This is a genomic window from Devosia oryziradicis, assembly GCF_016698645.1.
Lineage (GTDB): Bacteria > Pseudomonadota > Alphaproteobacteria > Rhizobiales > Devosiaceae > Devosia > Devosia oryziradicis.
Map to the genome: position 1 here is coordinate 1,681,430 of NZ_CP068047.1, position 20,988 is coordinate 1,702,417.

Genomic DNA, 20,988 nt, shown 5'->3' on the forward strand with positions numbered 1-20,988 from the left:
GTGCGCCAGCCTAGAACTCCTCCAAACTGGCGCTCCATGTCCGATCATCGCCCTGCCAATCATCCACCTGTCCAAAAGCCGAAGATCGGCGTGGTCCTGCTCAACCTGGGTACACCCGACGCCACCGACTACTGGAGCGTGCGGCGCTACCTCAAGGAATTCCTCAGCGACCCGCGCGTCATCGAGACGCCGAAGTGGTTGTGGTGGCCGATCCTCAACTTGGTGATCCTGAGCTTCCGGCCGCAGAAGAGCGGCCATGCCTATGGGCAGATCTGGGACAAGGAGAAGAACGAGAGCCCGTTGCGGGTGATCACGCGCAACCAGACTGAGGCGCTGGCGCAACGTCTGGCCGGACACGGCGAAATCGTGGTCGACTTCGCCATGCGCTATGGCAACCCCTCGACAAAGAGTGTTCTGGAAAAGATGCAGGCGGCGGGATGCCAGAAGATCCTGCTGGTGCCGCTCTACCCGCAATATTCCGCCACGACGACGGCGACCGCCAATGACAAGGCGTTCGAAGCGTTGAGCAAGATGCGTTGGCAACCGGCCGTGCGCACCGCGCCGGCCTATTTCGAGGACCCGAAATATATCGAGACGCTGGGCAACTCGATCCGCGATGGCGTCGCGGCATTGGATTTCGAGCCGGACCTGGTGATCACCAGCTATCACGGCATGCCCGTCGAATATCTGGAGCGGGGCGACCCCTACCATTGCCAGTGTTTCAAGACGACGCGGCTGGTGCGCGAATATCTGGGCTGGGACAAATCCAAGCTGATGGTCACCTTCCAGAGCCGTTTTGGCCCAACCAAGTGGCTGGAGCCTTATACCGACGTGACGCTCGAGGCGCTTCCGGGCAAGGGCGTCAAGACGGTGGCGATCCTGGCGCCGGCCTTTTCGGCGGACTGTATCGAAACGCTGGAAGAGATCGCCATGCAGGGCAAGGAAACGTTCATGGAAGCGGGGGGCGAGAAGTTCGCCTATATCCCGTGCCTGAACGACAGCCCCGGCGGCATGGACATGATCGAGGCGATGGTCCGGCGCGAGTTGAGCGGGTGGGTTTGATCTTACCTCTCCCCTCTGGGGAGAGGTCGGCGGCGAGCCGCCGGGTGAGGGGACTTTACTGGGTGAGGTATATGCCGAAGCACCCCTCACCCGACCCTGCGGGTCGACCTCTCCCCGGAGGGGCGAGGTAAGGAAGGGGCGCTAGCCCTTCCGTCCCTCGATGATCGCCTTGACCTCGCGTTCGACCGTATCGAGCAGGCGGTTGATTGCGTCCAGGGCCTGGTCCACGTCCGCGGCGAGGATGGCGTCGGCCAGTTCGCGGTGGATGGGGAAGGAATCCAGACCGAAGGCGTCGGCCGTGAAGGGGGATGAGCCGCCGCGTTCCAGCGCGTGGTCGAGGTTCATCAGCAGCTGGCCATACATCGGGTTGCCGGTGGCGTCGTAGATGGCGCCGTGGAAGGCGTGGTCGGCCTTGCGCCATGGGCGGCCGGCATTGACCTCGATCAGCAGGACATCGCAGAGCTCGCTGATCTGCCGGCGCTGGGCCGGGGTAGCTTTCTCCGTCGCCTTACGGACGACGTCGTTTTCGAGCGTACGGCGGATTTCCATCAGGCGGAGCAGGGCTTCGCCCTCGAGGCGCACCATCGTCGGCACCAGGCCGCGCGAGGTCTGGACGCGAGCGGACAGGTACGTGCCGTCGCCGCGGCGGCGGCGGATGATGCCGAGGCCCTCCCATCGGTTGAGGGCTTCGCGGATGGTGGAGCGACCGACGCCGAGCGTGGCGGCAAGGGAGACTTCAGGGGGCAGGCGATCGCCGATCTTGAGGCCGGAGCGCTCGACCATGTCGGCCAGCGCGTCGAGCACCGCAACGCCACGCGTGCGGGTTTCGAGCGGCTCGAGATAGCTCAACGCCTCTGGTCTCACTGCGCCAAATCCTCCCGGCGTGTGCGTTCGGCAGCACACACACCACAGTTCGCGGCTTTTGTCAGCCTCGCGATGACAGGCGCGGTGCCGAGCCGGATTTGAGATCGAGCAGGTCGGTCAGCGCGTCGATGAGCAAATCCATCTGCGGCTTGGAATTGTAGCCCTGCACCGACAGGCGGACGATGCAGGTGTCCTGCCATTTGAAGACCGGAATTTCGATGCGGTACCTATCGTAGAGATCAACCTTGAGCTTGTCGGTGTCGCATTCCGGGATCGGCATGGCGATCATCTGCGGAGCGCTGAACTGGGGGGCGCTGAGCGGGGGCAGGCCAGTGCGTTCGCCGAGGCGCTGGGCCGTATCGAGCGCCAGGGCATGGCAATGAGCCTGCACGGCTTCCCAGTCGTTGTCGCGGCGATAGTCAAGCGCGGCGGGGACGGTGAGCCACGGCGCGGGGTCGCGGGTGCCCTGCATTTCGAGTTCGTCGATGAAGGGCGAATTGCCGAAGGCGCCCTTGGCGCCGGGTTCCTTGGATTTATCGGTCCAGCCGTGGCTGATCACCAGCGGATCGATCAGGCCCTGCACTTCGGGGCGCGCATGGAGGAAGGCCGAGCCCTTGGGCGCCATCATCCACTTGTGGCAATTGCCGGAGTAGAAATCGGCACCGAGCTTGTCGAGTTCGAGCTTGATGTGGCCCGGCGTGTGGGCGCCGTCGATGACGCTCCAGATGCCGCGCTTGCGGGCTTCGGCGATCGAGCGCTCGATGGGGAAGAGCAGGGCCGTCGGCGAAGTGATGTGGCTAAGGAACAGCACGCGCGTGCGGTCGGTCATGCCGGCAATGATGGTATCGGTGAACTGCGCCTCGGTCATGAGCGGCATGGGCACCTTGACCACGACCACTTCGGCGCCGGTCTTGCGGCAGACGTAGGCCCAGGTCTTTTCCAGTGCGGAGTATTCGTGGTCGGTGGTGAGGATCTGGTCGCCCGGCTTAAGATCGAGCGACTGGGCGACGATGTTGAGGCCGAGCGTGGCATTGGTCAGGCCGACGATATTGTCCTGCGTCGTGCCCAGTTCGGTGGCCAGGGCGATGCGGGGCTGGCGCATGGTCTCGGTCAGGTTGCGGCCGAGGAACTCGACGGGCTGGCGCTCGAGTTCGAGCTGCCACTCCTGGTATTTGGCAAAGACTGGGCGCGGACAAGCACCGAACGAGCCGTGGTTGAGAAAGACGACATCCTCACGGATGAGGAACTGCCGGGCGAGATTTTCAGACAATTCAGCGGCCTTTCAAAGTCGGGTCGAGCGCATCGCGCAAGCCGTCGCCGAACAGCGAGGTCGCGAGGACGGTGATGGCGAGCGCGGCCGTGGGGAAGACCGCCAGGTGCCAATAGAAGAACATGAAGTCGATGCCCTCGTTGATCATCTGGCCCCAGGTTGGCGTCGGCGGGGGAACACCCACGCCGAGGAAGCTCAGCGAGGCTTCGAGCATCATGGCGAGCGGGATGGAGAGGACGAAGCCGATGATGATCGGGCTGATGGAATTGGGGATGAGGTGGCGGCGGATGATGTACCAGGGCGAGGCGCCGAGCGCCTGGGCGGCGCGGACGAATTCCTTCTCGCGGAAGGATTTGACCTGGGCGCGGACGAGGAGGCAGACCTGTACCCAGCCGAAGAGCGCGGCGATGAAGACGATGGTGCCGTAGCCGCCCCGGGTGATGGCGCCGAGCAGCAGGGCGGCGAGCAGCGGCGGGACGACCGAGAAGACTTCGATGATGCGCATGATCACCCAGTCAATGCGGCCGCCGAAATAGCCGGCGAGGGCGCCGAGCGGGATGCCCACGAGAACGCTGAACAGGGCGGCGGTGAAGCCGATGGTGAGCGAGACACGGGCGCCGTAGACGATACGCGAATAGAAATCGCGCCCCAGATTGTCGATGCCGAACCAGTGCGTTGCCGACGGAAAGGCTAGCGCTTCGGTGAGGAAGCTCTGCGCTTCGGGGTCATAGGGCGTGATGAGCGGCGCGAAGATCGCCATCAGGATCAGAATGCCGAGCACCGTGCCGCCGATGACGGCGGCCTTGTTGGAGAGGAAGCGGCGCCAGGCGAACCAGAGCGGGCTGCGCTGGCCGGAGGCGGAGACGGGCGCTGTGGTGTCGGTCATTCCGTGCCTCCCGTGCGGATGCGCGGATTGAGCAGAGCATAGGCAAGGTCGGACAGCAGATAGGCCAGGCAGTACATGAACGTGATCAGCAGCATCAGCGCCATCTGCAGCGTATAGTCGCGCACCTCGATGGAGGAGACGAAGTAGGCGCCAAGGCCGGGCACGCGGAACATGGCCTCGACGAAGATCGAGCCGGTGGCGGTGCCGATGAACATGGGCAGAAATACTGTCACCAGCGGGATGGCCGAGTTGCGCATGACGTGCTGGAAGATGATGCGACGCTCGCTCAGTCCCTTGGCGCGCAACACGGTGACGAAGGGCCGGTTCAGCGTGTCGAGCATGGCCGAGCGCGTGTAGCGCGCATAGGTCGCCAGCGGGATCAGGGCGTAGCAGATGATCGGCAGGATCCAGCGGTTGGGCTGGGGCCAGCCGCTGGCCGGCAGCCAGTTGAGCCAGACCGCAAAGATCAGGATCAGCAGCATGGAGGTGACGAAGACTGGGATGGTGAGGCCCAGTGTTGCTACGGTGGAAGCGAGGTAGTCGATCCACGAATTGCGGTTGAGGGCGGCAGCCATGCCGAGGAGGATGCCTAGGGGCGCGCCGATCAGTACGCCGGAGCCGCCCAGGATGAGGCTCGGGACCCAGGCCCGGGAGATCAGTTCGACCACGGTTTCGCCGGGGCTCTGGAAAGGCACGCCGAAATCGAGGTGGAGCACGCCCCACATGTAGTTGAGATACTGGACATGCAGTGGCTGATCGAGTCCCCACTGCGCCATCATCTTGGCGCGCACGGCCTCGGAAACCGGCATGTCATTGGCATCGAACGGACCGCCGGGGACGGAGTGCATCATCAGGAAGATGATGATGGAGACCACGATGAAGGTGAACGCGACCGAGAGGATGCGGCGGATGATGTGGGCGATCATGGCTGGCTCCTCACGTCGTCACGATGGCCTCGACCCGGTGGCCCGGGGCGATGGTGACCAGTTGCGGGGTGGCATTGGGAGCCGCGCCGGTCTGGATGACGGTGAAGCGCGGGGTCTGGGCCTTGATCTCGTCGGCCGAGAGAAAGGTGCGCACGCCCCGCTCCCGGGGATCGGTGGCTGGAATAGCGTCGAGCAAGGCGCGCGTATAGGGGTGCTGCGGCTCGGCGAACAGGCGCTCGGTTGGGCCTTCCTCGACGACGCGGCCGCGATACATGACGACGACGCTGTCGGTCAGCGACTTGACGGTCGAGAGGTCGTGGCTGATGAAGAGGATGGAAAGGCCCAGTTCGGCCTGCAGCTTCTTGAGCAGGTTGATGATCTGCGCCTTGACCGTGACGTCGAGCGCGGAGGTCGGTTCGTCGGCGACGAGGACTGAGGGTTCGAGGATCAGCGCCCGGGCGATGGCGACGCGCTGGCGCTGGCCGCCGGAGAGTTCGTGCGGATAGCGGCTGCCGAAGCTGCGGGGCAGGCCGACGCGTTCAAGCCAGCCGAGGGCTTTTTCCGTCTGCTCGCGCGATGTGCCCAGCCCATGGATATGCAGGGGCTCGGCGATGATCTGGGTCAGCGTCAGCATGGGATCGAGGGCCGAATAGCTGTCCTGGAACACGATCTGCATGCGCTTGCGGAAGGGGATGAGCGCTGCTGGATCAAGCCCCGAAATGTCGGTGCCATCGACCAAAATCTGGCCCCTGGATGGTTCGGTGAGACGCATGGCCATGAGGCCGGTCGTGGTTTTGCCGGAACCGGATTCGCCGACGATAGCGACGATGCGATTACGTGGCAGCACGACATCGACAGCCTGGACCGCCTGGAATTCGCCGTGGGTGATCCGGAAGCCATTGCGGCGGCGGATCGGGTAGGCCTTGGCGAGGCCGCGCAGTTCTAGCGCAGGCGCGATGGCCTCGGGGTCACCCTTGGAGGGCTCGAAGCGGGAATGGAGGCTGGCCAGCAGGGTCTTGGTGTAGTCGTGGCGCGGCGCCTCGAAAATCTGGGCGACCGAACCTTCTTCCATCACCTCGCCGCCATACATGACCAGCACGCGATCCACCGTTTCGGCAATGACGCCCAGGTCGTGCGTGATCATGATCAGTGCCATGCCGAATTCGGCCTGCACTTTCTTGATGAGCTGGAGGATTTGCGCCTGGATGGTGACGTCGAGCGCGGTGGTCGGCTCGTCGGCGATAAGCACCTTGGGTCGGCAGGAAAGGGCCATGGCGATCATGGCGCGTTGCAGCATGCCGCCGGACAGCTGGTGCGGATAGTATTTGACGACGTCGGCGGCGTTCTTGATCTCGACGCGGAGCAGGAGTTGCTCGGCCTCGGCCAGGGCCTCGCGCTTGCCTATGTCGCGGTGGGCCTGGATGGTTTCGGCGATCTGGTGGCCGATGGTGAAGACCGGATCGAAAGCGGTCATCGGATCCTGGAAGATCATGGCAGCGGAGCGACCGCGTATGCGCTTGAGGTCTTCCTTGTCCGCTTTCAGCACATCGATGCCGTCGAGTGTCATCTTGGCCGCTGTGACCTTGGCGGTCGTCGGCAACAGGCGGAGCAGGGCACCGCAACTGACCGACTTGCCTGAGCCGCTTTCGCCGACGATGCCCAGGCTTTCGCCCTCGTTGACCGTAAAGCTCACGCCACGGACGGCATCGATCTGGCCATCATACTGGCTGAAGCTGACCCGGAGGCCTTCGATTTCGACGAGAGGCATGAAGCGGCCCTTGGTGGAGGGCACTCCCCGACATAAGCCGGGGAGCGCATTGATCGATCGCGACTACTGCTTGGTAATGTGCGTGAAGAAGTAGTGGCCGAGGCGGTCGAGCTGGGTGAAGCCGAGCGAGTTGGGCTGGACGCCATCACCTGTGATCTGATCGGAGACCACGGCGATGGTGACGGGGTGTACGAGCGGGACGATGAGGCCCTGGTCGATCATGACCTGCTCGGCTTCAGCGTACAGCTTGTAGCGGGTATCCCAGTCGCTCTCGGAGTCGGCCTTGGCGACGATCTCGTCATATTCCGGAATGAAGTAGCCGTGGCGGCCGCCATTGTAGAAGATGCCGTAGAAGTTCGACGGATCGAGATAGTCGTACTCATAGGGCGCGATGAAGATGTTGTTCTTCTTGCCGCGCAGGCCATCCATCCATTCCGGGCCGGGCAAGGCGCGGATGTTGAGGCTGATGCCCAGGACTTCCTTGAATTCTGCCTGGAGATACTGCGCCATGGCCGGGATGATGGCGCCATTATAGCCGCCCTCCTCGCGGTACCAGATTTCCACCTCCGGGAAGCCTTCGCCATTGGGGAAGCCGGCATCGGCGAGGAACTGCTTGGCCTTTTCGGGGTCGAAAGTGGCTTGGGCAACGACATCGGGATTGTAGCCAGGATAGCCGGGCGGCAGGATCGAGCCTGCCGGAATGGCAATGTCCTTGAGGACAGTGGTCGTCAGTTCCTCGCGGTTGACGGCGTAGTAGAAGGCGCGGCGGACATTGACATCGTTGAACGGCGCAGCATCGAGGTCATAGGAGATGTACGAGGTCGCAAAGACGGCGTTCTTGCGGATGCCGTCGGGATAACGCTGGGTCGCTACCGGCACTTGGCCGGTATTGAGGAACGAATAATCGGCGTCACCGGCGAGGAAAGCCGGTAGGCCGACTTCAGGTGCATTGAGCGTCGGATCGAGTTCGAGGCGATCGATCTGCGGCGCCCAGGGGCCGGTATAAGTATCGGACTTGGTGAAGACGACCGAGTTGTTCGACTTTTCCCAGCTCTCGATTTCGAACGGGCCGGACGAAACGATGTTGGCCACGTCGAGGGCCCAGTCATCGCCGAGTTCGTCGACCTTGTGCTTGGGAACCGGGTACCAGAGGCTCGTGACCGACGGGAAGTAGGGCTTGGGCGCGACGGTGGTGACTTCAATGGTGAGGTCATCGACGGCCTTGAGACCAAGGGTGGAAACGTCGGCGGTCCCCTCGGTGACTTCCTTCCAACCCTTGATGCCGCCGGCAAAGTCCCAGTACCAGGCGAAATCATAGCCCGAGGTGGCGGCGCGCTGCAGCGCGAAGACGAAGTCTTCGGCCGTCAGTGGTTCGCCATCGGACCAGACAAGGCCCGAGCGGAGCTTGAAGGTCCAGGTCAGGCCATCCTCGGACTGCGACCAGCTTTCGGCTGCCATCGGGGTCAGCTCGAACTCCTTGTCGAAGGTCGCGATCGGGATCTGCAGCAGCTCGGAGCCGGTGCCTCGATCATACACGGTCTTCATGTAGTCCATGTAGGTGCCGGCGGTGCTGCCGCTCGGGGCCACCACAGTGGTCTGGGCGAGTGCCGGGGCCGACAATGCCGTGGCGACGGCGAGCCCCCCGGCGATCTTGAGCAATGCGTTCATTAAGCTCCCTCCTTGTTGCAGAGCCAGTTTCTGGACGTTTCCCTCATGCCGGCGCTGGCAGGCGCCGATCATTTTTCGTGTCGACTTGCGTCGCTTTGGCGGCGCCCTTTCCCTCGGCAGCTGCCTAATGACATATGTCTGACAAATACATCTGGGGTTGGCAAGGCGGTCTGTGGATAGGTGCTCACTTTCTCAATGGCCGTGTCGAGAGTGGGGGGCGATGATGCTCCTCGCCGCGTTTTCGATGGCGGCCGCATCGATACCGAAATGGGCGTAGAGGTCATTGACCGTGCCGGTCTGGCCGAAATGCTCGACGCCCAGCGTGATCGTGCGGTGGCCCAGGACGCTTCCGAGCCAGCCCAGCGTTGCGGGATGGGCATCGATGGCGGTAACGAGGCCGGCGCGATGAGGGATTTCGGCCAGCAGGGTCTCGATATGGCTGGTGGCACTGTGGTCGCCGTGCAGACGAGCGCGCTGGGCGGCATGCCAGCCGGCATTGAGGCGGTCGGCCGAGGTGACGGCGAGGATGGCCACATTGCGCCGGTCGCCCCCGATGGCGGCCGCTGCCGCGATGGCTTCGCTGGCGAGGACGCCCTGATAGGCGATGACCACCTCGCATTGCGGGGTTGGCGGTTTCAGCCAATAGGCACCGCGGATGATGCCATCGCTGAGGGCTTTGTCCACGCTGCGTGACGGTTGCTCGATGCTGCGGGTCGACAATCGCAGATAGACAGAGCCGCCGGTGACATCGCGTGGCCAGTCGGCCAGGTCGGGGCGGGCATCGCCCGAGCGCTGCATGTAGTCGAAGGCCCAATCCATGATGACAGAGAGTTCGTCGGCAAAGGCGGGTTCGAAGCTGGCGAGGCCATCCTGCGCCATGCCGACCAGCGGGCTTGCAATGGATTGGTGTGCGCCGCCTTCGCCGGCCAGTGAAACGCCCGATGGCGTGGCGACGAGCAGGAAGCGCGCATCCTGGTAGCAGGCATAGTTGAGGGCATCGAGGCCGCGCGAGATGAAGGGATCATAGAGCGTGCCAATGGGCAGCAGGCGTTCGCCGAACAGCTCATGGCTGAGCCCGGCGGCGCCGAGCGCGAGAAACAGGTTCATCTCGGCAATGCCGAGTTCGAGATGCTGGCCCTCGGGCGTGAAGCGCCATTTCTGGGCGCTGGGAATGGCCTCCTTCTGGAAGACGTCGACCATTTCCCTAGCGGCGTAGAGATTGCGGCGATTGACCCAGGTGCCCAGGTTGGTCGAGACCGTAACGTCGGGCGAGGTGGTTATGATGCGACGCGCGAGGTCGCTGTCGGTCTTGGCGATGGCGTCGAGGATCTTGCCGAAAGCGGTCTGGGTCGAGGTCGCGCCAATGCCGACAAGTTGCGGGCCGATGGTGGCGACGGCGGGCGAAGTCAGGCGGCGGGGGGCTGTGGTGTTGAACGGCACCTCGGCGAGGAAACGCTCGATAGCGGCGGGATCAGCCAGGCCTTCGAACTTGTCCCATTCGTGGCCCTCGCGGACGCGCATCGACTGGCGCAGGGTATCGATCTGCGCCCCGGTCATCTGGCCAGCATGATTGTCCTTGTGGCCAGCCAAGGGGGTGGCCCAGCCCTTGACGGTATAAGCGATGAAGACCGTTGGCTTGTCGCTGCCGGCCGCCTCGAACTGCTCAAGCAGGCTTTGCGTGCAATGACCGCCCAGATTGGCCATGAGCTCGGCGAGCTCGGCATCGCTGCGGCGCGCGATGAGGGCGGTGACGTCCCCCTGGTCGCCGATCTCGTCATTGAGACGCTCGCGCCAGGCCGCACCGCCGCGGAACATCAGCGCCGAGTAAACCGCGTTGGGAGCGGCATCGATCCACTTCTTGAGCCTGTCGCCGCCCGGCTCGGCGAAGGCAGCCCGTTGCAATGCGCCGTATTTCAGCGTGACCACATTCCAGTCGAAGGCGCGGAAGATGGCTTCGATACGATCATAGAGCCCCTCGCGGACCACCCCGTCGAGGCTCTGGCGGTTGTAGTCGATGACCCACCAGGTGTTGCGCAGGCCGTGTTTCCAGCCCTCGAGCAGGCATTCATAGACATTGCCCTCGTCGAGTTCGGCATCGCCCACGAGAGCAACCATGCGGCCTTCGGGCCGCGACTTGTCGGCCCAGGGTTTGGCGCGGACATAATCCTGGATCAGGCTGGCAAAGGCGGTGAAGGCGACGCCGAGGCCCACCGAGCCGGTGGAGATATCGACGTCATCGGTGTCCTTGGTGCGGCTGGGATAGGACTGGGCGCCGCCGAAGGCGCGGAAGTTTTGCAGCTTTTCGAGGGTCTGCTTGCCGAACAGATACTGGATGGCGTGGAAGACCGGCGCGGCATGGGGTTTGACAGCGACGCGATCCTCAGGTTTCAGCACGCCGAAATAGAGTGTCGCCATTATGGCGGCCATGGAGGCGGAGCTCGCCTGGTGGCCGCCGACCTTTACGCCATCGACATTGGGGCGGATGTGGTTGGCGTGGTGGATCATCCAGTTGGACAGCCACAGCGACTTGCGCGTCAGCGCCTCGATCGGGGCGATGCGCGTGTCCGTCGATCCGCTCATGCCGCCCTGATCCATGTGACCTCCTTGTCATTGCCATGACTTTGCGCCTTGCGGGGTGGCAGTTCTCGTCTATTTTGACCGTGTTGGCGCCGCCCTGCGCAGGATTTTGCAAGTTCGGAGGATGAAAGTGGCGGAAAGCTCCAAGATTGACCTCAGTACCCTCGACCGCAAGATCCTGCGTGCTCTGCAGGAGGATGGGCGGATGACCATCCAGGCCTTGGCGGACCGGGTAGGGCTATCGGCTTCGCCCTGCCTGCGCAGGATACGCCAGATGGAGAAGGCGGGCATAATTGCCGGCTACAGCGCGACGGTGGACCAGAAGGCGGTCGGCCTGCCGGTTTCGGTTTTCATCTCGATCAAGCTGGAGCGGCAGCGGGCGCGGGAACTCGATGCCTTCGCGGCAGCGATCGGCGGCTGGCCCGAAGTGATGGAATGTTACCTGATGACCGGGCAGTTCGACTTCCTGTTGCGCGTCGTTTGCGCCGATCTCGAAGCCTATGAGCATTTCCTGCGCGAGAAGCTGACGCAGGTGGAGGGTGTGGCCTCGATCGAGAGCAGTTTCTCGCTGGGCCAGGTCAAGGCGTCGCGGGTGCTACCGCTGTGATTTTGCTACCAACCAGGGCCGGCGAAATCGGGCGGGGTGACATTGACCAGGCCGCGGCCGACGATCCAGCTGCGCTCGACCCAGCCAGTATCCGGGATGTGGCACCATTGCGCCGAACCATTGCCCCAGAGCGGATAACCCGCATCGCCCAGCGTGCCGCGGCGCGAGTCGCCGTCGACCTGGGTACACTCGTCAATCGGGATTTCGGTGCCGTCGGCGAGGCGGCCGACCACGGGATAGCTGTGATGTGGGCCGGTGTGGATGGCGATGTTGCCGCCGGAGACGCGGGCGGTGATCGTCATGGCCTGCGCGGGCAGCGCGGCGATGAGGGTGACGAGGGCGGCGAGCAGGAGGGGGCGCATGCCCCTCAGATGCACCGTCCGGGCGCTGGTTTCAAGGCGGTCAGTAGCGCAGCGGACGGCGACGCTTGATGGCCGCGATGCGCTCGGCGTCGCCCTCATTGAGATGGCGGCCACGCTCGAGGATTTCGAGCGTGTATTCTTCATAGGTGAGGCCCAGGGCCTGGGCGCGGCGGGCGCGCATGACGGCGATGGCATAGGGGGTGTCGTAGGCCGCCTTGATGGCGGCGCCCCATTCGAACCAGTGGCCGATGCCGTTGCGGCCCCAGGGTGGGGCATCGTCATCGAGCGGTGGGCCGTTGTTGGACAGCATGCCCCGATCATGCGGGGCGCCGGCCCGATCGTCCAACCAATGTTTTCGATCGTACGCATCGGGCCGGCTTATCGCTTATAGCGGGACCTGGGCGTTTTCGCCCACGTCGGCGCCCTTGCCGGTGACGGCGGAGGCCAGCATGATGGCGGTGGTGACGAGGCGGTTGGGGCTGTCCCACAGCTCGCCATCTTCGGGGGTCACCGTCATCAGCCGAATGGCCGGATCGCGTTCGCTCTCCCACCAGGCCTTGTCGAAATCGGTCCACAGCTCGTGGATCTTGGCGCGGTCATTGCTGACCTCGGCCTTGCCCGACACCACGACATACTTGTTGGACTTGGTATCGCTCCAGGCCAGCGAGACGAAGGGGAAGCGCTCGACCTGGCCGTTTTTCTGGCCCGATTCATCGACCAGGAAATAGATGGCGTGCTCGTCGCGCTTCACCCGGGCGCTGAGGGGGCGGGAGCGCTGGCGCTCGCCATCCCAGGTGGTGAACATGCAGAAATCGATCTTCTCGGCCAGCTCCCAGATGCGATCCTGGATTTCGGCCGGCGTCTTGTCGGTGCTGTTGTCGTCCTTGGACATTTGTTGGCGCTCCACTGTTGGGTGGAGGGCAACGGCCAGGGCGGGCACCGGTTGCCGCCGGCCCGATCACGACTGGCGGATGGTGAGCATGTTGCTGTCGCGGATGATCACCAGCTCATAGGGCTTGCTCAGGCGGAAGCGGCCATATTCGGGGTCGAATTCGGCGAAGCGGAAGCCGGCTTCGGCCATCTGGCTGGCCTCCGCCAAAGTGAGCGGCAGTTCGCGCGTGGTGCGATTGGCGAGCTCGGTGGTAAAGGTGGGCATGGCGACCTCGACAGGTTGTGTTCCTGTTATGTTCTAGCGCAGGTGGGCGGAAGAGTCGAGGGTCGACAGGTTGCCGATCATCGTTCGGTGGTGGTGTCGAGGATGCGCAGGGCCTTGGCTTGCTTGCGGCCCTCTTCGGTCAGGTGCGCATAGCGCTCCTCGAAGGCGAGGCAGGCGGCAGTCAGCTGCGCGACGAGGATGGCGAGATCGGCCTGGCTCATGGTGGTTTCGAGGCTGACCTGGACGAAGTGCGGCAGGTCGGCATGGCGGCGGAACAGCCGGTTGGCGCGATTGAACAGGCCATTGAGCGTGAACAGCGTATGCGCATTGCAGACGCCGGACGGTTTGGCGACGCGCAGCACGTAGTTGAAGGCGGCGAGGTCGCGGTTGAGCCGGTTGTAGCTGGCAATGCCGCGATTGCCGAGTTGGGGTAGGGTCACGGTCGCCTCCTTGCGATGAGGCGGAGCATGATAGGGCGGCCGAAGCGGGCGGGGATAAGTGGGGCGAATGAGCGAGGTTGGGGACGTGCCGAAATGGCGCCCGGCCAAGAATGCGGCGTCGCGCTTATACGGAGTGCGGGCACCCGTCGGGCGCAAGATGCGCCCGAGGACGGGTAATGGGCGGCCTTTGACTCGATCCAGTTACTAACTCAGGGAGCCAAGGGCCGCCCATCACGGATCTGGAGCTTCCTCACTGGGTCCGGTATCGAGCGGGACTATTGTTGCAAGCCCGGTTGCCGACTTTCTGCCCAGCCAAACGGGCGCCCCCGTCTCCAGCCTCCCCACCCGAACCCTGCGTCGGGGCCGCGTGTTGGCGGGGATGGGTGCAGTATGGGGGAGGTGTAGGGGGCGGGGATAAGTTTTTTTGGGTAGCGCGAAATCTCCCTAACCAGAGCGTCACCCTCGGGCTTGATCCGAGGGTGCTGCACGCACTCTGACATCGAAAAGTACAGGGCCCTCGGGTCAAGCCCGAGGGTGACGCGCGGTGGGGTGATGCAAGGTGGCGACAATTCAGAAACAGCAAATCTGATGCAACTGGGACCTACCTGCCATTGCATTCCAAATGCGACGCCTGGGGTGATGCACCAAGTGCAATTAGGACCTATTTGCAACACGGAGGCCGTGAAGTGGGGAGGGTGCGAGCAAAGGGAGGCGGGAGAGAGTGGTAGGCGGCGGAGGTAGGAGCAAGGGTGGGGACGGCCGGGAGGTGTTGTCATGCTAATCCTTGTTCCGGCGCGCAGCATAGTCCCGCTCCGGTGCGCGGGGAGAAGTTTACGCGGATAAGCTGCGCCCGCCTCCGCATTGCAATCAGGACCTATTTGCAACTTGGGTGGACGTGGGTGGTGTTTGGACTGTGGGATGGAGGCAGGATTTAGGGGGAGTTAGGGCGTGACTGGCTGGGTTCGGCCAGGGTGAGCGGCAGCGCGCGCGTCGTGCGGTTGGCGAGGGTGGTTGGGTGAAGGTGGGCATGGCGACCCCGACAGGATAAGTTCTGGTGTGTGTGTCGGGGGCGGAGTCGGGAGGGTGGTAATCACAAGGTGAGTGGGATGCGTGCTGCTGACGGGTGCCTGTCTTGGTGACGAGTATCGCCTCCAGCGCGGTGTCATTCCGGCGAAGGCCGGAATCCATGCGGTGAGCTATCCACAATCTGGTTGTGGCGTGTCGCCACGGACCTGGATACCGGCCTTCGCCGGAATGACATCAAGGAGTTGTGCAATTCGGACCTATTTGCAACAAGGGTGGCGCGGGTTGCTGGGAGAGAGGGGATAGGCGGAACGGGGCGGCGGGCTGGACGGGCGGCAGCTACTGGCGGATGGTCAGGGTGTTGGTGTCGCGGATGATCACCTGCTCATAGGGCATGCTCAGGCGGTAGCGGCCATATTCGGGGGCGAATTCGGCAAATTCGAGCTCGGCCTCGGCCATCTGGCTGGCTTCGGCCCGTGTGAGCGGCAGCTCGCGCGTCGCGGTTGGCGAGGGTAGAGCGCATTAGGAGTGTGTAGAAAATACCGCATGACAATCAGCGAGCCGACAGTTACAAAACGGGATAAGAACAGCAGGTGGCCCTAAAGCCGCCGCAAACGACAACGTCTAGGGAGGACGTCGGCAAGAGCCTAGCGCTGTGTAAGACCGATGGTTTGTCGACTACTAGGCAGGGCGAGTCCCTGCTTTTTGTTTGCCCTAAATTCCCTCGTCGTAAAACGCTGTCATGGCCGTCGCAAACCAAAACAGCTGGTCTTCGGAGAAATCATCGCGAACCCAGTCGGGAAGGCTGTTCCTGGGAAACTGCAGCTTGGCCAACGATGCTGAAAGCCTCAGAAGGCGCGCATTGATGCGCGCTTCGATACCGGCCTCTTCTATACCGCCACTTAGGGCCTTTGACAGAGCAAGTAATATTTCTAGAAAGACATGCTTGGCAGTTTCGACAGCATTCGGCTGTCCAATGAATGACCAGAATTCGCGGCCGATGCATCGATAGACGCGGATAGACCTAGTCGCGCTGTCTATGAGAATTCCGGGCTTGTTCCCCGGATCCTCTTCAACGAATCCCTGGTCAAGAAGTTTTATAAGTATTTGATTTTCTTTATTATTTGTGGTTTTGTCGGTTCCGTACGTAAGTCCTAATACTATGTCAAGACTGGTAACATTTGGATAAGTATTTTTTGTCTCGGTCATCCATGTTTTGTGGTTCGTCACTATAGCTGTGGTCATCCCGGCGACTTGCGTGTCGTTGATTGTGTTCGGGCCACTCTTGATTGAAGTAATAAAGCGGCGGCTGCCAACCACGCATGATCGGTCGATTTCGCGCCACACTGACCCGACGCGCTTTTGAGCCCGCGCTTCGCGATCCAACCCTGCAAGTGCGGCGAACTCTGCTACCTTTTCCGGTGCATCGGTCCACCTATGGTCGGCAATCAAAGGGTACTGGCCTACAAAAGCAGCTTCGATCTGTTTACCGAACGAAGTCTCCAATGCCATGTAGAGCTTGCTATTAAAGAGAAAGTCGCCGAACTTTGCTGGGTCCGACAAACCCATCACGCTCGCGGACGTCATCAAAACGTATGGATTTGTTCTGTAGTCGGACAAACCCTCGCGCTTTTCGAAGGCCGCGGGTAGATTGGTGCTTATGTATCCTCGAAGCGAGTTACTGAGAGCATCCACCCGGCCTTCGTCCACCAACTTGAAAAGTGCGACGATCTCGGCAGTGTCAAAGACGTGTCGTCTCGACCTTAGTGCATTGGAAAAAGGTAAAGCTCCTCTCGCCATATCTTTCAACCTATCGCTGACACACGGCGTACCGTTTGAGGTGGCTCGTACGAAACCCCATTATTGACGCCCCCATCTTCCCAAACCATTGTTTTGCCGGCCTTATACCACTGCCTAGTTCGTACGTGAGATTGGACGTAGACTATCCGAAACTCCTTTGGCGGAGCCTCCACTTTCCAATTTTTTGTAGCTAGACGGTCGAAAGCGCCGGCGACAACATTGCCAGCGACTCTCCCAAGTCTTACTGGAACTGCGTTTCCGACCTGAGCGTACTGTTGCGCCGCAGTGCCTGAAAACTCCCAATCTTGTGGGAACTCCTGAATGGCGGCGTATTCTCGGAGCGTAAGCGCCCTTAGCTCCGTTGGATGGCAGAGAGACGTGCTAGCGTGGTTGGGCATAGTTACCAGCGTGGGGCTGGGCAAATCGAAATTAAGCCGCCGCCACCAACCTGATCGCCCTCCTTTTGCGTGCCACGCTTTGCCCATAGAGAGTCTCTGCAGTTCTTCAGGGAGACTTCTCCAGTTCGATCCCGGCGGAACTTCCTTCAAGAAAGACTTCTTGCGATCGCTGAAATCCATAATAACGTCACCAACGTCGGTCAGGCCGCCTATAGCGTCCCTGAGCGTTCTCCAGGGAAGTAGCGACGTATCGTCGTCAAAAAGAGTTGACTCTTCTATCCGCTCTGGTCCGTGGGTGGGGTCAGGAAATTCGGTTACTTCACCATACCTATTGCCGATGAATATCACTCTCTCGCGCAATTGAGGGGCGCCATAGTTCACGGCGTTTACTTCGAAGCAGTCCATATGATATGGCGTCTGTAGTTTACGCAGGTCATCAGCAAACAGTCTGACCACCGAGCCAGGTAGTTCATCCGGCGCAAGTTCAGAATCCTTCCGATTAGCGATGGGTCGATGCCGCAACGCGGCGGACAGCAGGCCTCTCACGTTCTCGATAATGAAGAATTTGGGCTGCAAGGCCTCCACGAACCGTAGAAAATCCCAGAGCAGCGTTCCCCTGGGATCTTGTACCGTTCCTCGTCGCCCAGCTGTGCTGAATGACTGGCACGGGGGGCCGCCGACAATGAGGTCAATTTCTCCCGGCTTGATGCCACAGCGCTTCATCACTAGTTGAGGATCTAGTGATGACATGTCCGCCTCGAACACCTGTAGGTTCTTGCTTAGCCTGCCCTTCGTTTGATTGAGACGTATCGTGTCGCAGAAGGCGCGTTCCTTTTCGACACATGCAATTAGCTCAAACCGGCCGGTGCTCTCCAACCCAAGATCGAGGCCCATCGCGCCTGAAAACAGAGACAGAACGGTATATTTTTGGGGCAAGGCGCGACTCACGGATTATTACGAGTACGTTCAACAATCTGCTTGCTTTTGGCCAGCGAGATAGTCGTTTTCACACCGGTCATTTCATGCCGGGACGACGTGGAGGTAGGTCCGCAAAAGAGCGGCACGTGGCTGCCCGCCTATGAGACCTCCCCCTCCAACGTATCCAACTCCATCTCCCGCAGGCGTTTGACCTCGTCGCGCAACCTTGCCGCTTTTTCGAATTCCAAATTCGTCGCCGCCTCTCGCATCTGGGCTTCCAAATCCTTGATGACGGCGGCGAGGTTCGCTCCAACCGCGACCTGTTCCTTGCCGTCCTTGCCTTTGCCAATGCTGATCGTGACGTGGTCCTGTTCGTAGACGCTGTCGACGATGTCGTGGATGTTGGAGCGGACGGAGGCGGGGGTGATGCCGTTGGCTTCGTTGTAGGCCATCTGCTTTTCGCGGCGGCGGTTGGTTTCGGCGAGGGCGCGTTCCATGGAGCCGGTGATGGTGTCGGCATAGAGGATGACGCGGCCGTCGACGTTACGGGCGGCGCGGCCGATGGTCTGGATCAGGGAGGTTTCGCTGCGCAGGAAGCCTTCCTTGTCGGCGTCGAGGATGGCGACGAGGCCGCATTCGGGAATGTCGAGGCCTTCGCGCAGCAGGTTGATGCCCACCAGCACGTCGAAGGCGCCCAGGCGGAGGTCGCGGATGATTTCGATGCGCTCAATGGTGTCGACGTCCGAATGCATGTAGCGCACGCGGATGCCCTGTTCGTGCATGTATTCGGTGAGGTCTTCGGCCATCTTCTTGGTCAGCACGGTGCAGAGCGTCCGGTAGCCGGCCTTGATGGTGTTGCGGATTTCGTCGATGACGTCGTCGACCTGGGCCTTGGCCGGGCGGATTTCGACCGGGGGATCGATGAGTCCGGTGGGGCGGATGACCTGTTCGGCGAAGACGCCGCCGGTCTGGTCCATTTCCCATGAGCCGGGCGTGGCCGACACGTAGACCGATTGCGGGCGCATGGCGTTCCACTCCTCGAAGCGGAGGGGGCGGTTGTCCATGCAGGAGGGCAGGCGGAAGCCGTATTCGGCCAGGGTCGCCTTGCGCCGGAGGTCGCCGCGATACATGGCGCCGAGCTGGCCGATGGTGACGTGCGATTCATCGACGAAGACCAGGGCATTGTCAGGGAGGTATTCGAACAGGGTCGGCGGGGGCTCGCCGGGCTTGCGGCCGGAGAAGTAGCGGCTGTAGTTCTCGATGCCGGCGCAGGAGCCGGTGGCTTCCATCATTTCGAGGTCGAAGAGCGTGCGCTGTTCGAGGCGCTGGGCTTCGAGGAATCGGCCGGCGCCGTTGAGCTCCTGGAGGCGCGCGGCGAGCTCGGAGCGGATGGCCTTGATGGCCTGGTTCATCGTGGTGCGCGGCGTCACGTGGTGCGAGTTGGCGAAGATGCGGATGAAGGTGAGGTCGGCCGACTTCTTGCCGGTGAGCGGATCGAACTCGACGATGGACTCGATCTCGTTGCCGAAGAGCGAAACGCGCCAGGCGGCGGCTTCATAGTGGGCGGGGAAGATTTCGACGGTATCGCCGCGCACGCGGAAGGTGCCGCGGACGAAGCCGGTGTCGCCGCGCTTGTATTGCAGGGCCACCAGCTTGGCGAGCAGCTCGCGCTGGTCGATCTTCTGGCCCTTCTGCACGTCGATGGTCATGGCGGTGTAGTCTTCGACCGAGCCGATGCCGTAGATGCAGGAGACGGAAGCGACGATGATGACGTCGTCGCGCTCGAGGATCGCCCGCGTCGCCGAGTGGCGCATGCGGTCGATCTGCTCGTTGATGGTGGATTCCTTCTCGATATAGGTGTCGGTGCGCGGGACGTAGGCTTCGGGCTGGTAGTAGTCGTAGTAGGAGACGAAGTATTCCACCGCATTGTCGGGGAAGAAACTCTTGAACTCGCCATAGAGCTGGGCGGCGAGGGTCTTGTTGGGGGCAAGGATCAGCGCGGGGCGGTTGGTCGCAGCGATGACCTGCGCGGCGGTGAAGGTCTTGCCCGAGCCGGTGACGCCGAGCAGCACCTGGTCGGTCTCGCCATTGTTGATGCCTTCGACGAGCTCGGCGATGGCGGTGGGCTGGTCACCGGCCGGGGTCTTGTCGGTCATCATGCGGAAGGGGCGGGAGGGCGCGCGCTTTTCGAGGCGATTGTGCGCCTTGTGCGGCACCCAGGGGGAGGAGCCTTCCACCTCCTTGCGGCCATGCAGGATGATCTGTTCGAGCGCCTTGACCGTGGCGGTGACGCCGACGGTGGTGGCGTTGGAGACATCCTCGTTGTTGCGGGCCTTGTTCTTCTTGACCGAAGCGTCGAGCGCCTCGCGCAGGCGGGCCTGCGCCTCCGGATCGGCGGCGGCGGCGCGCGAGATTTCGCGGGCGGAGGGCTTGTGGTTGAAGCCGGCCTGCTCGGTTTCGCCGAAGCCAAAGTCGATACGGTCGACGGAGTTGATCTTGGTCTTGTTCACGCGCGCCGACATGCCGGTGGCGGTGTCGTTGGTGGCCTTGCGGGTGCGGCGCTTCTCGAGCGGCGTCTTGGGTTCGGCGGCAGCCTTCTCGGCGGCCTCGGCGCGGTCGAGCGCGCGCTTGTTGCGCATGCGCTCCGCATAGAGCGGCTTGTTGGCGGCGAGGTCCTCGGCCTTCTCGATCTCGCCAAGGAAGTCGTCGATGGAAAAGTCGGCTTTGCCGGGACGTGCGGACTTGTCGGCCATGGGACTACCAATGCTCTGGGGGTGCGACTCACATGGGGAACGAGGCGCGGATGTTCAATGTTCCCCTGAGCTTATCGGGGAATGAACGGAGAGGGAACGGGGGCTGCTGACAGCCCGAGTCAGCAGCGATCGCCCGGCCGGCTCACGGCCGATCCTCGACCCGGCGATAGAGCCTGACCATGGTGGTGGGCTGCCCCTCCTGCTGGAAATAGACCCGGCAGCGCAGGTCCTTGCGCTGGCCGCTGCGCACCAGCACTTCGCCGATAGCAAGCCGCGCGGCCTCCTCTGGCGACCGGGCGCTGGCAACAAACAGTTCCTGGGGATTTTCCGGGTCGGTCCGCAAATCGACGATGCGAAATCTGGCGCTCATGATTCCGCCATTAGCATGCGACGAAGCCGCGCAAATTAACCTGGGTTAAGCTCCGGGGAAGAGAGAAGTGTAACGATTGCGGGCAACCAAGTTGCGCCCCGGCTGTTTCCCCGGCGACGACGATAGTCTTTCCGGATGAG

General features: G+C 62.5%; 17 protein-coding genes and 1 pseudogene. 2 read left to right on the plus strand and 16 right to left on the minus strand.

What is annotated here, in order from left to right:
* The first annotated feature begins 36 nt into the window (after nt 1-36).
* Complete coding sequence (hemH, locus tag JI749_RS08435; protein ID WP_201662178.1) at nt 37-1,062, plus strand: ferrochelatase; 1,026 nt, start codon at nt 37-39, stop codon at nt 1,060-1,062.
* Nucleotides 1,063-1,203: 141 nt separating this feature from the next.
* On the opposite strand, the gene JI749_RS08440 is transcribed toward hemH, so the two are convergent.
* The 7 genes from JI749_RS08440 to JI749_RS08470 all read right to left on the minus strand — a co-directional run bounded on the left by JI749_RS08440 (nt 1,204) and on the right by JI749_RS08470 (nt 11,039).
* Entirely contained in the window at nt 1,204-1,926 is a 723-nt protein-coding gene (locus JI749_RS08440) for a FadR/GntR family transcriptional regulator (protein WP_201662180.1), read from the minus strand.
* A gap of 61 nt (nt 1,927-1,987) precedes the next feature.
* A complete protein-coding gene (locus JI749_RS08445) occupies nt 1,988-3,196 on the minus strand; it encodes an aminotransferase class V-fold PLP-dependent enzyme (RefSeq protein WP_201662183.1) in 1,209 nt (402 codons plus the stop codon).
* Between the two features lies 1 nt (nt 3,197).
* Nucleotides 3,198-4,082 carry an ABC transporter permease gene (locus tag JI749_RS08450; protein ID WP_201662186.1) on the minus strand — a complete coding sequence of 295 codons (885 nt, stop codon included), beginning with the start codon at nt 4,080-4,082 and terminating at the stop codon, nt 3,198-3,200.
* Nucleotides 4,079-5,008 (minus strand): ABC transporter permease, encoded by a 930-nt coding sequence (locus JI749_RS08455; RefSeq protein ID WP_201662189.1) that lies wholly within the window; start codon nt 5,006-5,008, stop codon nt 4,079-4,081. The genes JI749_RS08450 and JI749_RS08455 overlap by 4 nt, the downstream gene beginning before the upstream one ends.
* Nucleotides 5,009-5,018: 10 nt before the next feature.
* Nucleotides 5,019-6,776, minus strand: coding sequence for an ABC transporter ATP-binding protein (locus tag JI749_RS08460; protein ID WP_201662192.1), 1,758 nt, complete (start codon nt 6,774-6,776; stop codon nt 5,019-5,021).
* 63 nt (nt 6,777-6,839) lie between these two features.
* Entirely contained in the window at nt 6,840-8,444 is a 1,605-nt protein-coding gene (locus JI749_RS08465) for a peptide ABC transporter substrate-binding protein (protein ID WP_201662194.1), read from the minus strand.
* A gap of 192 nt (nt 8,445-8,636) precedes the next feature.
* Nucleotides 8,637-11,039, minus strand: a complete 2,403-nt coding sequence (locus tag JI749_RS08470) for a transketolase (RefSeq protein ID WP_233280906.1) — start codon at nt 11,037-11,039, stop codon at nt 8,637-8,639.
* Between the two features lie 112 nt (nt 11,040-11,151).
* Here JI749_RS08470 and JI749_RS08475 point away from each other — a divergent pair, with 112 nt between their 5' ends.
* Nucleotides 11,152-11,628 carry an Lrp/AsnC family transcriptional regulator gene (locus JI749_RS08475; RefSeq protein ID WP_267911664.1) on the plus strand — a complete coding sequence of 159 codons (477 nt, stop codon included), beginning with the start codon at nt 11,152-11,154 and terminating at the stop codon, nt 11,626-11,628.
* 5 nt (nt 11,629-11,633) lie between these two features.
* Here the strand turns inward: JI749_RS08475 and JI749_RS08480 are convergent, their stop codons facing one another.
* The 9 genes and pseudogenes from JI749_RS08480 to JI749_RS08520 form a co-directional block, all read right to left on the minus strand.
* Entirely contained in the window at nt 11,634-11,990 is a 357-nt protein-coding gene (locus JI749_RS08480; protein WP_201662198.1) for an SH3 domain-containing protein, read from the minus strand.
* Between the two features lie 40 nt (nt 11,991-12,030).
* Nucleotides 12,031-12,300 carry a hypothetical protein gene (locus tag JI749_RS08485; protein ID WP_201662200.1) on the minus strand — a complete coding sequence of 90 codons (270 nt, stop codon included), beginning with the start codon at nt 12,298-12,300 and terminating at the stop codon, nt 12,031-12,033.
* Between the two features lie 75 nt (nt 12,301-12,375).
* On the minus strand, nt 12,376-12,882 hold the full coding sequence (locus JI749_RS08490) for a pyridoxamine 5'-phosphate oxidase family protein (RefSeq protein WP_201662202.1): 507 nt from the start codon (nt 12,880-12,882) through the stop codon (nt 12,376-12,378).
* A gap of 66 nt (nt 12,883-12,948) precedes the next feature.
* Nucleotides 12,949-13,146 carry a hypothetical protein gene (locus JI749_RS08495; protein ID WP_201662205.1) on the minus strand — a complete coding sequence of 66 codons (198 nt, stop codon included), beginning with the start codon at nt 13,144-13,146 and terminating at the stop codon, nt 12,949-12,951.
* Nucleotides 13,147-13,223: 77 nt separating this feature from the next.
* Nucleotides 13,224-13,586 (minus strand): hypothetical protein, encoded by a 363-nt coding sequence (locus tag JI749_RS08500; protein ID WP_201662208.1) that lies wholly within the window; start codon nt 13,584-13,586, stop codon nt 13,224-13,226.
* Between the two features lie 1,737 nt (nt 13,587-15,323).
* Nucleotides 15,324-16,409, minus strand: coding sequence for a PmeII family type II restriction endonuclease (locus tag JI749_RS08505; RefSeq protein WP_233280922.1), 1,086 nt, complete (start codon nt 16,407-16,409; stop codon nt 15,324-15,326).
* Nucleotides 16,410-16,414: 5 nt separating this feature from the next.
* Nucleotides 16,415-17,755, minus strand: coding sequence for a DNA cytosine methyltransferase (locus JI749_RS08510; RefSeq protein ID WP_267911665.1), 1,341 nt, complete (start codon nt 17,753-17,755; stop codon nt 16,415-16,417).
* Between the two features lie 155 nt (nt 17,756-17,910).
* A pseudogene (uvrB, locus tag JI749_RS08515) lies at nt 17,911-20,478 on the minus strand (excinuclease ABC subunit UvrB); the annotation flags it as partial.
* Between the two features lie 142 nt (nt 20,479-20,620).
* The gene (locus JI749_RS08520; RefSeq protein WP_201662217.1) at nt 20,621-20,848 is read right to left on the minus strand and encodes a hypothetical protein; all 228 of its coding nucleotides are present in this window, start codon (nt 20,846-20,848) and stop codon (nt 20,621-20,623) included.
* Nucleotides 20,849-20,988 lie beyond the last annotated feature (140 nt).

What these genes read in the sequence shown, in the direction of transcription:
- hemH (WP_201662178.1), top strand. Translation starts at nt 37, where the DNA reads ATGTCCGATCATCGCCCTGCCAATCATCCACCTGTCCAAAAGCCGAAG.
- JI749_RS08450 (WP_201662186.1), bottom strand. Translation starts at nt 4,082, where the DNA reads ATGACCGACACCACAGCGCCCGTCTCCGCCTCCGGCCAGCGCAGCCCG.
- JI749_RS08455 (WP_201662189.1), bottom strand. Translation starts at nt 5,008, where the DNA reads ATGATCGCCCACATCATCCGCCGCATCCTCTCGGTCGCGTTCACCTTC.
- JI749_RS08460 (WP_201662192.1), bottom strand. Translation starts at nt 6,776, where the DNA reads ATGCCTCTCGTCGAAATCGAAGGCCTCCGGGTCAGCTTCAGCCAGTAT.
- JI749_RS08465 (WP_201662194.1), bottom strand. Translation starts at nt 8,444, where the DNA reads ATGAACGCATTGCTCAAGATCGCCGGGGGGCTCGCCGTCGCCACGGCA.
- JI749_RS08470 (WP_233280906.1), bottom strand. Translation starts at nt 11,039, where the DNA reads ATGGATCAGGGCGGCATGAGCGGATCGACGGACACGCGCATCGCCCCG.
- JI749_RS08480 (WP_201662198.1), bottom strand. Translation starts at nt 11,990, where the DNA reads ATGCGCCCCCTCCTGCTCGCCGCCCTCGTCACCCTCATCGCCGCGCTG.
- JI749_RS08485 (WP_201662200.1), bottom strand. Translation starts at nt 12,300, where the DNA reads ATGCTGTCCAACAACGGCCCACCGCTCGATGACGATGCCCCACCCTGG.
- JI749_RS08490 (WP_201662202.1), bottom strand. Translation starts at nt 12,882, where the DNA reads ATGTCCAAGGACGACAACAGCACCGACAAGACGCCGGCCGAAATCCAG.
- JI749_RS08495 (WP_201662205.1), bottom strand. Translation starts at nt 13,146, where the DNA reads ATGCCCACCTTTACCACCGAGCTCGCCAATCGCACCACGCGCGAACTG.
- JI749_RS08505 (WP_233280922.1), bottom strand. Translation starts at nt 16,409, where the DNA reads ATGGCGAGAGGAGCTTTACCTTTTTCCAATGCACTAAGGTCGAGACGA.
- JI749_RS08520 (WP_201662217.1), bottom strand. Translation starts at nt 20,848, where the DNA reads ATGAGCGCCAGATTTCGCATCGTCGATTTGCGGACCGACCCGGAAAAT.